The following is an 11296-nucleotide window of genomic DNA, read 5'->3' on the forward strand; positions in this document are numbered from 1 at the left end:
GGTGACTTCGGCCCCTGCGGCGATGTCGATCTCAATGCGGTTATGGGCAACATAGCCGCCACGACCTTCATGGCTTTCCAGCAGCAGCAGTTTGGCACCAGCTTCGGCCTTTATCGAAACGCGCGCCGTGTGGCCGGTCGCCTCGGCGTTTGAAACCAGACGCACCTGAACCGTCGCGTGGGTAGCAGCCGAATAGTCGATGACACCGTGGCCATTGACCAGCGACAATACCTCGCCGCCCAGCACAGCAAGCGGGCCATAGCCCTCGATATCAGACGCAGCGGACGGTTTAGGCGACTCGCGAAGAATTTTCGCTAAATCACTGTATTTCCATGCCTCGACACGACGTGACGGATAGGTCGTCGCATCGTTCAGGTCAAATGGGGCAATCGCGTTCACGCGGCGGTCGGCAGGTATTTGTCATACCCTTCCGCCTCAAGTTCCAGAGCCAGTTCCGGACCGCCAGACGTCACGATGCGGCCACCAACCAGAACATGGACCTTGTCAGGTTTGATATAGTCCAGCAGGCGCTGATAGTGGGTGATGACCAGCATCGAGCGATCGGCGCGGCGCAAGGCGTTGACGCCTTCGGACACGATACGCAGTGCATCAATGTCCAGACCGGAATCCGTCTCGTCGAGGATCAGCAGCGATGGCTCCAGCATGGCCATTTGCAGGATTTCCATGCGCTTCTTCTCGCCGCCGGAGAAACCAACATTGAGCGGACGCTTCAGCATGTCGAAGTCCATTTTCAGGTTCTTCGAAGCTTCTCTAACCAGTTTGAGGAAGGCCGGAGCCGACACTTCGTCCTCGCCACGCTGGCGACGCTGGGCGTTCATAGCCGTGCGGACAAAGGTCAGGCCCGGAACGCCGGGGATTTCGACCGGATACTGGAAGGACAAGAACACGCCCGCCGCAGCGCGTGCCGCAGGGTCAAGTTCCAGCAAGTCCAAGCCGTTCCAGCTCACAGAGCCTTCACTGACCTCATAGTCGGGACGACCTGCGATCGTATTGCCCAGCGTGGACTTACCCGCGCCGTTCGGCCCCATAATCGCATGAACCTCGCCCGCGGGAACTTCCAGCGACAGACCCTTGAGGATGGCTTTATCTTCAACAGAAGCGTGAAGGTTATCAATCTTAAGCATTGTAATTCTTCTTTTTAGCCGACCGAGCCTTCAAGGCTGATGGCTACGAGTTTTTGTGCCTCAACGGCAAATTCCATCGGCAGTTCTTGCAGCACGTCGCGCACGAAACCGTTGACCAACAGGGCCACCGCTTCCTCTTCCGAGAGGCCGCGCTGCTGGGCATAGAAGAGCTGGTCTTCGGACAGGCGCGTCGTCGTCGCTTCGTGCTCCATCTGCGCCGAGCCGTTCTTGGCTTCGATGTACGGGATGGTGTGCGAGCCGCACTCCTTGCCGATCAGCAGGCTGTCGCACTGGGTGAAGTTACGCACGCCAGTCGCCTTGGGGTGTACCGAGACCAGACCGCGATAGGTCGAGTCCGATTTGCCCGCCGAAACGGCCTTGGCGATGATGCGCGACTTCGAGTTCTTGCCCAGATGGATCATCTTGGTGCCGGTATCGGCCTGCTGATGACCATTGGTAATGGCAATCGAATAGAACTCGCCCGAGCTTTCCTCGCCCCTGAGGATGCAGGACGGATATTTCCACGTCACCGCCGAGCCGGTTTCCACCTGCGTCCACGATACCTTGGAGCGATCTCCACGGCAGTCTGCACGCTTGGTCACGAAGTTGTATATACCGCCCTTGCCCTCGGCATCGCCGGGGTACCAGTTCTGGACGGTCGAGTATTTCACCTCGGCATCGTCCAATGCCACGATCTCGACCACAGCAGCATGAAGTTGGTTCTCGTCACGCATCGGGGCCGTGCAGCCTTCCAGATACGAAACGTAGGAACCCTTGTCGGCAATAATCAGGGTACGCTCGAACTGGCCGGTCTGCGAGGCGTTGATACGGAAATAGGTCGACAGCTCCATCGGGCAGCGCACGCCTGGCGGGATGTAAACGAACGAACCATCCGAAAACACGGCGCTGTTCAGGGCCGCAAAATAGTTATCCGAAACCGGAACAACCGTGCCCAGATATTTGCGTACCAGTTCAGGATATTCGCGTAAGGCCTCGGAAATAGGCATGAAAATTACACCTACCTTGGCCAACTCTTCCTTGAAGGTGGTCACAACCGAAACACTGTCGAACACAGCGTCCACGGCAACCTTGGGCGCGCCCTGCACACCGGCCAGCACTTCCTGCTCTTTCAGCGGAATGCCCAGCTTGGCGTAGATTTCCAAAAGCTCCGGATCGACCTCGTCCAGCGACTTGGGGCCTTCCTTGGTCTTGGGGGCCGCGTAGTAATACAGGTCCTGATAATCGACCGGTTCGTACTTCACTGCCGCCCAGGTCGGCTCTTCCATCGCCAGCCAGCGCTCATAGGCCGCCAGGCGCCATTCCAGCATCCATTCCGGCTCACCCTTTTTATCGGAGATGAAACGGATGATGTCGGTGTTCAGGCCTTTGGGGGCAAATTCCTGCTCGACCTCGGACGTAAAGCCGTACTTGTACCGCTCCAGTTCCGCGACCGTATCAACAGTTTCTTTAACAGCAACCATATCTTACGCGACTTCCTTCACGTCTTTACCGAGACGCGACACATGTTTTTCATAGGCAGCGACCCACGCATCGGCAAAGCGAACCCAGTCGTCTTCCTGCGTGTTCCAGCCACCTGAAACTCTCACGCCGCCAGTGGCCAGATCATCCATACCCATGGCGACCATAGTCTTTGACGGCTTCACCTTACCCGACGAGCAGGCCGAGCCTGCTGAGATCATAACCCCTGCAAGATCAAGCGTGATCAGCTGTTGCGGGCTATCCCATGCCGGCACAGCCATGAACAGGGTGTTTGGCAGGCGTGGCGCGCCCTCACCTACGATCGTTGCGCCCGCAGCCTTCACACGGGCCTCGGCCACATCACGCCATGCACTGTGATCAATGCCCGATGCCATTTCTTGCGCAACCACCAGAGCGGCCGCACCAAAACCGGCAATGCCCGGTACGTTTTCGGTACCCGCGCGAAGGCCACGTTCCTGACCGGCTCCATGCACGATACGGATGGCCCCACGGTTTTCGCCAACAACCAGTGCCCCCACGCCTTGCGTGCCGCCGATCTTGTGCGACGACAGCGTCAGCGTGTCGGCACCCAGATCACGAATATCGACAGGGATTTTACCCAGCGTCTGGATGGCATCCACATGCATCCACCCGCCAGCAGCACGAACCATCGCTGCGGCTTCGGCTATGGGCTGGATCACACCACTTTCGTTATTGGCATGATGCAGCGAGACAAAGGCACGACCACCCTTTGCCAGAGCCGCTTCCAGCCACACCAGATCAGCCTGACCATCAGCCAGAACCGGCATCACCTCGACCGGTACGCCGCAGTGAATAGCAGCCTCGGAAACGCAAGGATGCTCGGTGGCGCAGACGATCACGCGGTCACAACCGCCAGCAACCGCACTGGCAATAGCCTGTGCGTTGGATTCCGTACCACCTGAAGAGAAGATCACCGATGTCGGGTCTGCCCCGACCAACTCGGCCACTGCCGCGCGTGCATTTTCGACCCGCGCCCGTGCCTTGCGACCCAGAGCATGCACCGCAGAAGGATTGCCGCCCGGCATCATGGCTTCCATCACGGCGTCGCGCACTTCGGGGCGCACTAGAGCCGTGGCATTATAGTCCAGATAGATCGCCATTATTCAGCCGCCACTTGAGCCGCAGCCTCTACATCGGAGCGGCGGTTACGCAATTTGTTGGACACGACATCTTCAAGCGAGACGCTGGCCAGATAGCGATGGATTTCAGCTCCGAGGTCTTCCCAGAGATTGTGCGTGATGCAGCGTTCACCGCGCAACATGCAACCATTGGGTTTGCCATGTTCGGCACAGCGCGTAGCTCTGATAGGCTCGTCGACAGCCAGAACAATCTCGGCCACCCAGGTTTCGGCAGACGAACGCGCCAAACGATAGCCACCGCCCGGCCCCCGCACGCTCTTGACCAGCTCGGCTTTGCGCAGGCGCGCAAACAGCTGTTCCAGATAGGAAAGCGAGATTTCCTGACGCGTTGCAATCTCGGCAAGCGACACGGCCCGATCTGCGCCATTACGCGCCAAATCGGCCATTGCCATCACGGCATAACGTCCCTTTGTAGAAAGGCGCATCAATACCCTCAAAAAAAGCACGCTTTTCAGGGTTGTTGTGGTAGAACCCGCGCCCTTACAGGCGAATGCGTTGCGTGTCGGGACTTAGAAAGTCCTACCCCGCTAGTCAAGTATTCGGCTGCGATGAAATACATATTGAACGACAGGGGATCTGCGATTCATGCCCGAAGTCATCCTTCCAGGTGCAGCAGGCCGTATTGAAGGCCGTTATTCGCCGGGCAAGCGCCCGAATGCGCCGATCGCGCTGATCCTACACCCGCACCCCAAGGCCGCGGGTCACATGAATAACCCCGTAGCGGTTACCCTGCACAAGCTGTTCGTAGAGCGTGGCTTTGCCACCCTGCGCTACAACTCGCGCGGTGTTGGCAAGTCGCAAGGCGAGTTCGACAGCGGTATCGGCGAGTTGGCCGATGCGGCAACTGCACTGGACTGGCTGCAAGCCAACAATCCGGCCGCAACCCAGACCTGGGTCGCCGGTTACCAGTTCGGTGCCTATATCGGTATGCAACTGCTGATGCGCCGTCCGGAAACCGACGGCTTCATCTCGGTGTCGCCGCCGTCGAACATGTACGACTTCAGCTTCCTCGCGCCCTGCCCGGCTTCGGGCCTGTTCCTGCACGGCACCAACGACACTGTCGTTCCGCCGGTCGAGGTAGAGCGCGTCGTCAACAAGCTGCGCACCCAAAAGGGCATCATCATCGATTATGAACTGGAAGAAGGCGCTTCGCACTTCTGGCAGGACCATATGGGTGCCGTAGAGCGCCGCGTCGGTGCCTATCTGGACAAGCGCCTGGAAGAAAAGCCGGCTTGATGGTTTGTGCGATGGCATAGCCATCGCGCCCCTCCGATGAAAGGGGCAACTAAACCCAGCCTAAAGGGCGCGCTTCTTTCGGGAGGCGCGCCCTTTTCGTTAGCACGGCATGGATTTGAAACCCGCGACGTAATCGGCGTGGCTTTCAGCGAACCCCATCTCGCGCCTGCGTTCTTCAACGCTCTCCGGCGCTTCCAGATTTAGCACCACCCACTCTCCGTTCTGGCAGGTAACCTGAGAGCCGTATCGTTGTGGTCGCATCTCGGCCAAAGCCAGCCGATCGTACATCAGCGCATATGACTGGCCATCGACCTCGCCAGTAGCCACCAGCGGCTCCAGCACCGGTACGAACCGACGCCATGCCTCAAGGTTGGAATGCTGGACCACCAAAAACGCCGTGGTTGCGACTTCCACCCCATAGCACTGCGTAAATACCAGCCCTCTGGCGGCAAATGGTCAAGAACAACCTGAAGGTTCTTTGCGTCCTGCTCTGCCATTATGATGCCAGTTGCGCCAAGGGCTATGGCCTTTTCCTCAGCAGACAGATCACCGCGCCTGATTTCGTCCATAAACTGACGCGGATATTGGTCCAGCACATAGACACTGGCAAAGCGCGTTCTCAGATCCGCATCCGGGGGCAAGCTGTCCAGCTTGGCCTGTTCCTGTCCGATCCGCTGAACCAGTGGGCAATGGCCGTATCAGGCTCTGGAGCCATCGAGCAGCCACCAAGACAAAGTAAAGTGACGACTAGAAACCAGACCATTTGCTCCCCTCTGGATCAGTGCTCCGCTTCGGCCGCGATTTCCGCCACAGGCCTGTGCGCACGAACACACCAGACCACACTTAAAACCAACATGACCATAGCAACGATCTCGATGACAGTCGGGCCGCGTTGCTCCCAGATGAAGCCGTAGAGGAAGGCAAATAGCGTCTCGAACACGATCATCTGGCCCAGCATGGTCAGCGGCAGCAAACGACTGGCACGGTTCCAGAAGGCATTGCCCACGACCGATGCCAGAACCGCGATCCCCACAGACACCATCAGGAAGCGCGGCCAGAATTCGCTGCTCATATCGCCCATGGTCAAGATGGCCACCGGAACAAGGAAGAGCGACAGAACCCCCGTCATGACACCGATCAGTAGTGACCAGTCATGCGAACTGACCGCTGTCATCTTGGTCATCCAGCGGCTGTTGCCTACGGCATACGAGGTCCACAGTACCAGTGCGACCAAGCCGGATACCAAACCGATGGCAACTGTCAGACCGCTTTGATCCGCTGCGACCTTGCCTTGGCTGAAGCTTTCCCAACCGATCAAACCCACAGCCAGAGCCGCCAATAAAATGGGAGGACCGACACGACGGATAGGTGGCGAGTTTTTGTCTTTCAGTCCCCACAGGGCCACGACAACCGGCACAGCCCCGACAATCAGGGCCGATGCCGCGACACCGGCATAGTGAACCGACACCACCAGAAACAGGTAATAGATCACATTGCCTGTCAGGCTGAGCCAGACCAGCGCCCACCATGTCTTGCGGTCTAGCAGGCCAACCAGACGCTTCCAGCGCGGTGCGATCAGCAGGCCCGCAATCAGCCCGTAAGAAATATAGCGGCCCGCTGACAACAGGAATGGCGAGGCTTCGGGAACGAATTTGGGAGCCAGAAACACCAGCCCCCACATCGCCCCGGCAGCCAGTCCGCTCAAGATGCCCCAAAAACGCGTACTCGAAAGGGTCACTTCATTATCTCTGGCATTTAAAAGTCGTCTGGCTCGAAGCCCGGTTCGTCACCGGGGTTGGCCGTGCGTCCACCGGTCATGGGTTGCGCTACGCCCGTCGTGCCAGGAAAGCTGATCGGCAGGCCCAGATGGCTGCGCGCGGCTAGATAAGCAAAAGCCTCGGCCTCGATGCTGTCGCCGCGCCAGCCGTGATCTTCGGCGGTTGCGACCGGCATATTCAGGCGGGCCTTAATGGCCTCCATCAGCGCCGGATTATGCCGTCCTCCACCACAGACTACGATCTGGATTGGTGCTTCCTCACAGCGAGCCACAGCCAATGCCACCGCCTCGGCTGCGAATGCCGTCAGGGTCGCCGCGGCATCTTCAAGCGTCAGATGCTCGACGCCATCCAGCGAAAAATCAAAACGGTCCAGCGATTTCGGACCGGATGCCGCGAAATACGGATGGGACAGGTAGTCTTGAAGCGCAGCTATATCGACCGTGCCGGCGCGTGCCAGTTGGCCGCCTTCATCCATTCGTTTGCGGGTGCGTGACTGGACCAGCAGATCCACCATACCGTTTGCAGGGCCGGTATCGAAGGCCTGTAACGCACCATCCGAACGGACCAGCGTGATATTGCCGACCCCGCCAAGGTTCAGCACAGCCACAGGCCCTTTAAGCCCCGACCAGCGCACCAGCGCGGCATGATAGACGGGGGCCAGCGGCGCACCCTGCCCGCCTGCGGCAACATCGGCGGTGCGGAAATCATAAACGACCGGCAGGCCCAGACCGTCGGCCACAGCCACAGCATCAATCAACTGGACCGTGCGCCCCGCCATTTCCGGCGTCGGGGCTTCATGCAGGACAGTTTGCCCATGCACACCGACCAGATCGAGGTTCTTGACCCCGTTCATAGCCATAAAGCCTAGCGACGCCGCCAGATGGGCATCGGCCACCGCCATGCGCGCATCGTCAAAGCTTTCGGGTTCCTCCTCGTCACGTTCCCAATCAAAGGCATCTTCAATGGCATATTCGATCAGGGTGCGTGTTTCCGCATCCAGTTTCATCTCGCCAGAGGGGCCAAAAGCCAGAATATCGTGACCATCCGTCTCGATAACCGCCATATCGACGGCATCAAGAGACGTTCCGGTCATAAAGCCGAGGACACGAAGGGACGTAGGGGGAAGTTGATCGGTCATCTCGCTTGACTGCCACGTCCCGCCCGCTGTAGCTAGCACCCATGATCGCCTGTGACGCTCTTTTCGCTACCTATTATTACGGCCTCGATTAAACGAGCGGCCGCGATCAATGCCGCCCAATATTTGGTGGCTTAATTTCTCGAAAGACGGCCGCCGTTTCCAATGCTACGGAACCGCCATGACCGAGACTGCTTTTAAATCCGACTTCCTCAAAACGCTGACGGAACGCGGCTACATCCATCAGATCACCCATCCGGCAGAGCTGGATAGCGCGGCGAGTTCGGGTGTTGTCACGGGCTATATCGGCTTCGATGCCACGGCACCGTCGCTGCACGTAGGCAGCCTGATCCAGATCATGATGCTGCGCCGCCTGCAACAGGCTGGCCACAAGCCGATTGTTCTGATGGGTGGCGGCACCACGCGTGTTGGTGACCCGACAGGCAAGGACGCTTCGCGCCCGCAACTGACCGACGAAACCATTCAGGCCAATATCGACGGCATCCAGAAGGTGTTCGCCAAGTTCCTGAAATTCGGTGACGGCCCAACCGACGCGGTCATGGTCAATAATGACGACTGGCTGTCCAAGTTCGGCTACATCCAGTTCCTGCGCGATTTCGGTACCCATTTCACCATCAACCGCATGTTGAGCTTTGACTCGGTCAAGCTGCGCCTCGAGCGCGAACAGCCGATGACCTTCCTCGAATTCAACTACATGCTGATGCAGTCGGTGGACTTCCTGGAGCTTAACCGCTCGCTGAACGTGACCCTGCAAATGGGTGGATCGGACCAGTGGGGCAACATCACCTCGGGTGTCGATCTGGTGCGCCGAGTGGACCAGAAATCGGCCTTTGGTCTGACCACCCCGCTACTGACGACCGCGTCGGGCGGCAAGATGGGCAAGACCATGGGTGGTGCCATCTGGCTCAATGAAGAGCAGCTCAGCCCGTACGACTACTGGCAGTTCTGGCGCAATGCCGAGGACGCCGATGTTGGCCGCTTCATGCGTCTGTTCACCGATCTGACGCTGGAAGAAATCGCCGCCTTCGAAGCGATGGAAGGTGCCCAGATAAACGAGGCCAAGAAGGCGCTCGCTGACGCCGCCACCACCCTGATGCATGGCGAAGAAGCCGCCAAGACGGCCCGCGCGGCTGCCGAGGCTGCTTTTGAAAAAGGCCAGCTTTCAGCAGACCTGCCGACCGTCGAACTGCCGCGGGACGAAGTGATCGGTGCCATGATCGCTGCCGTCAGCACCAAGGCTGGCCTCAGCGGCTCGAACGGCGAAGCCCGCCGTCTGGCACAGGGCGGTGGCCTGCGCTTGAACGATGAAGTCATCAATGATGGTGCCCGCCTGATCACCGATGCCGACGTCAATGCCGACGGCGTCATCAAGCTGGGTGCCGGCAAGAAGAAGATCGTGCTGGTCAAGCCGGTCTAGGACTGAAATGGCGCGGGCGCGCCGGAAGTGGATTTTACGACATGACACAAATCGCAGAGAACACACCGGCCCCCGCGCTGAATATCGCCACCGATGGCGACGGATGTTTCGACCTTGCCGCCTTCAAAGGGCAAAAGGTCGTCGTCTATTTCTACCCGAAAGCCGACACGCCCGGCTGCACGACCGAAGGACTGGATTTCTCAGCTCTTACCGACCAGTTCGCCGCGGCCAACACGGTTGTGATCGGCATATCGCGCGACAAGGTTACCAAGCAGGACCGCTTTAAAGCCAAGCACGATCTGAAGATCATCCTTGGTTCGGATGAAGATGGTGCGGTTACCGAGGCATGGGGCGTCTGGATTCTCAAAAAACTGTATGGCCGCGAATATATGGGCATTGAACGCGCCACCTTCCTCGTTGATGCCAACGGCCAGATCGCCCGCATTTGGCATAATGTGAAGGTTAAGGGGCATGCGGACGAAGTGCTGAAGGCCGCACAGGCGCTGTAACCAACAGCCCGTAAAAACGAAGATTTCTCAATTTGATCGAACGACGTTTTACAGTTGTTATACCTTAGGGGTAACACTGTTCAGTGAGTCGTAATCAGCCGTCGCTCCCCCGCGACGGATCGGGAGGTCTGTATGTTCAACAAGGGCAAGCCCTACGTTCCGCCGCCGACACGCTCCATGGGCAGCGCCAGCGCCCATGACGGTTTGCATGATCTGGATGATGCAGAACTGGAGCTGGACAGCGAGATCCTCCACGATCCCTCTCCTGCCCCCCGCGCATCCTACAGCCATGCCGCTGAAGAACGCTTGGCGGCAGATCATCAGGACATTGGGGTTCGCCTCGAAGAACCGGCCCCTGACACCGACCTGATCTCCACCCAAACCCATGCATCTGCCGACGATAGCTGGACCGGTGGAGGCATCAGCTCCGGCGGATATGGCAGCGGTGGTGGCTCGGGTGGAAGCGGGCACGGCGGTTCGGGCGGGTCCGGTGGCGGCCATAGCGGTGGCTCCACACCTGCCAGTCCAACGCGAGAAGCCGCGTCCGTTCTGGGTACCGGCATGACCTTCGAAGGCGATATATCTGGTGTTGGCCAACTGATTATCGAAGGTGTCGTCAAAGGCGATGTCCGCGTCTCGCAGGTGCTCATCAACGAAAAAGGCACCGTCGAAGGAACCGTTCATGCCGACCTGCTCGACGTGCGGGGGCGTATTTCCGGTGCCATTGTCGCCAAACAGGTGCGCTTGCATCCGACCTCGCGTGTCGAGGGCGACATCACACAAGAACAGATCACGATTGAGCGCGGGGCATGGTTCTCCGGGCGTTCGACACAGGCCAAACGCGGGGACGAACCCGTAGGCGCAGATTAAGTCTGCTCTGGCCCGGTTACCAAAAAGGGGATGGCATCAGCCATCCCCTTTGTCGTTTCGGTTTTAAGTCCGGTCAGCCTTCGCGCGTCTCGCCTACTCGGGCAGCCAGTGCGGCCCCCATAAAGGCGTCCAGATCGCCGTCCAGAACACCTTGGGTGTCCGAGGTTTCGACGTTGGTACGCAGGTCCTTGACCATCTGGTATGGCTGTAAAACGTAAGATCTGATCTGGTGACCCCAGCCGATATCGGTCTTAGCATCAGCCAGAGCCTGAGCGGCAGCTTCACGTTTTTGCAGTTCCAACTCGTACAGACGCGCACGCAGCATCTTCCACGCCTGATCGCGGTTCTGGTGCTGCGAACGGCCAGCCTGACAGGCCACGACTGTATTGGTCGGAATGTGCGTCAGACGCACAGCCGAGTCGGTCTTGTTGATGTGCTGACCACCTGCGCCCGAGGCACGATAGGTATCGGTACGAACATCGGCCGGATTGATATCAATCTCAATCGTATCATCGACCACGGGTG

General features: G+C 58.8%; 12 protein-coding genes and 1 pseudogene. 4 read left to right on the forward strand and 9 right to left on the reverse strand.

Going from position 1 to position 11296, the window contains the following annotated elements; all coding sequences use genetic code 11:
- The 5 genes and pseudogenes from RSB01_RS11435 to RSB01_RS11455 all read right to left on the reverse strand — a co-directional run.
- Window positions 1-399: pseudogene (locus tag RSB01_RS11435) on the reverse strand (Fe-S cluster assembly protein SufD); the annotation flags it as partial.
- Window positions 396-1145, reverse strand: a complete 750-nt coding sequence (sufC, locus tag RSB01_RS11440) for a Fe-S cluster assembly ATPase SufC (RefSeq protein ID WP_332591172.1) — start codon at window positions 1143-1145, stop codon at window positions 396-398. The pseudogene RSB01_RS11435 and the gene sufC, both read right to left, overlap by 4 nt.
- A 14-nt stretch (window positions 1146-1159) precedes the next feature.
- Window positions 1160-2626 (reverse strand): Fe-S cluster assembly protein SufB, encoded by a 1467-nt coding sequence (sufB, locus tag RSB01_RS11445; protein WP_332591171.1) that lies wholly within the window; start codon window positions 2624-2626, stop codon window positions 1160-1162.
- Between the two features lie 3 nt (window positions 2627-2629).
- Entirely contained in the window at window positions 2630-3766 is a 1137-nt protein-coding gene (locus RSB01_RS11450) for a cysteine desulfurase family protein (RefSeq protein ID WP_332591170.1), read from the reverse strand.
- Window positions 3766-4230, reverse strand: coding sequence for an Rrf2 family transcriptional regulator (locus RSB01_RS11455; protein ID WP_332591169.1), 465 nt, complete (start codon window positions 4228-4230; stop codon window positions 3766-3768). Before RSB01_RS11455 ends, RSB01_RS11450 begins: the two co-directional genes overlap by 1 nt.
- 160 nt (window positions 4231-4390) lie before the next feature.
- Between RSB01_RS11455 and RSB01_RS11460 the strand changes: the two genes are divergently transcribed.
- The gene (locus RSB01_RS11460) at window positions 4391-5041 is read left to right on the forward strand and encodes an alpha/beta hydrolase (RefSeq protein ID WP_167178217.1); all 651 of its coding nucleotides are present in this window, start codon (window positions 4391-4393) and stop codon (window positions 5039-5041) included.
- A 99-nt stretch (window positions 5042-5140) separates the two neighbouring features.
- Here the strand turns inward: RSB01_RS11460 and RSB01_RS11465 are convergent, their stop codons facing one another.
- The 3 genes from RSB01_RS11465 to RSB01_RS11475 form a co-directional block, all read right to left on the reverse strand.
- Window positions 5141-5428, reverse strand: a complete 288-nt coding sequence (locus tag RSB01_RS11465; RefSeq protein WP_332591168.1) for a DUF6624 domain-containing protein — start codon at window positions 5426-5428, stop codon at window positions 5141-5143.
- A gap of 391 nt (window positions 5429-5819) precedes the next feature.
- Entirely contained in the window at window positions 5820-6746 is a 927-nt protein-coding gene (locus tag RSB01_RS11470; RefSeq protein ID WP_332591167.1) for a DMT family transporter, read from the reverse strand.
- A 50-nt stretch (window positions 6747-6796) separates the two neighbouring features.
- Complete coding sequence (locus RSB01_RS11475) at window positions 6797-7957, reverse strand: anhydro-N-acetylmuramic acid kinase (protein ID WP_332591166.1); 1161 nt, start codon at window positions 7955-7957, stop codon at window positions 6797-6799.
- Between the two features lie 178 nt (window positions 7958-8135).
- On the opposite strand from RSB01_RS11475, the gene tyrS reads away from it, so the two are divergent.
- The 3 genes from tyrS to RSB01_RS11490 all read left to right on the forward strand — a co-directional run bounded on the left by tyrS (window position 8136) and on the right by RSB01_RS11490 (window position 10771).
- On the forward strand, window positions 8136-9392 hold the full coding sequence (tyrS, locus tag RSB01_RS11480; RefSeq protein ID WP_332625500.1) for a tyrosine--tRNA ligase: 1257 nt from the start codon (window positions 8136-8138) through the stop codon (window positions 9390-9392).
- Window positions 9393-9433: 41 nt separating this feature from the next.
- Entirely contained in the window at window positions 9434-9901 is a 468-nt protein-coding gene (locus RSB01_RS11485; protein ID WP_332592174.1) for a peroxiredoxin, read from the forward strand.
- 132 nt (window positions 9902-10033) lie between these two features.
- On the forward strand, window positions 10034-10771 hold the full coding sequence (locus RSB01_RS11490) for a polymer-forming cytoskeletal protein (protein ID WP_332619973.1): 738 nt from the start codon (window positions 10034-10036) through the stop codon (window positions 10769-10771).
- A 73-nt stretch (window positions 10772-10844) separates the two neighbouring features.
- Here the strand turns inward: RSB01_RS11490 and RSB01_RS11495 are convergent.
- On the reverse strand, window positions 10845-11296 hold a 452-nt coding region (locus tag RSB01_RS11495; protein WP_332625501.1), incomplete at its 5' end, for a peptide chain release factor-like protein.

Source organism: Brevundimonas sp. (genome assembly GCF_036659295.1).
Classification (GTDB): Bacteria; Pseudomonadota; Alphaproteobacteria; order Caulobacterales; family Caulobacteraceae; genus Brevundimonas.

What these genes read in the sequence shown, in the direction of transcription:
- RSB01_RS11475 (WP_332591166.1), bottom strand. Translation starts at nt 7,957, where the DNA reads ATGACCGATCAACTTCCCCCTACGTCCCTTCGTGTCCTCGGCTTTATG.
- RSB01_RS11455 (WP_332591169.1), bottom strand. Translation starts at nt 4,230, where the DNA reads ATGCGCCTTTCTACAAAGGGACGTTATGCCGTGATGGCAATGGCCGAT.
- RSB01_RS11490 (WP_332619973.1), top strand. Translation starts at nt 10,034, where the DNA reads ATGTTCAACAAGGGCAAGCCCTACGTTCCGCCGCCGACACGCTCCATG.
- tyrS (WP_332625500.1), top strand. Translation starts at nt 8,136, where the DNA reads ATGACCGAGACTGCTTTTAAATCCGACTTCCTCAAAACGCTGACGGAA.
- sufB (WP_332591171.1), bottom strand. Translation starts at nt 2,626, where the DNA reads ATGGTTGCTGTTAAAGAAACTGTTGATACGGTCGCGGAACTGGAGCGG.
- RSB01_RS11450 (WP_332591170.1), bottom strand. Translation starts at nt 3,766, where the DNA reads ATGGCGATCTATCTGGACTATAATGCCACGGCTCTAGTGCGCCCCGAA.
- sufC (WP_332591172.1), bottom strand. Translation starts at nt 1,145, where the DNA reads ATGCTTAAGATTGATAACCTTCACGCTTCTGTTGAAGATAAAGCCATC.
- RSB01_RS11460 (WP_167178217.1), top strand. Translation starts at nt 4,391, where the DNA reads ATGCCCGAAGTCATCCTTCCAGGTGCAGCAGGCCGTATTGAAGGCCGT.
- RSB01_RS11485 (WP_332592174.1), top strand. Translation starts at nt 9,434, where the DNA reads ATGACACAAATCGCAGAGAACACACCGGCCCCCGCGCTGAATATCGCC.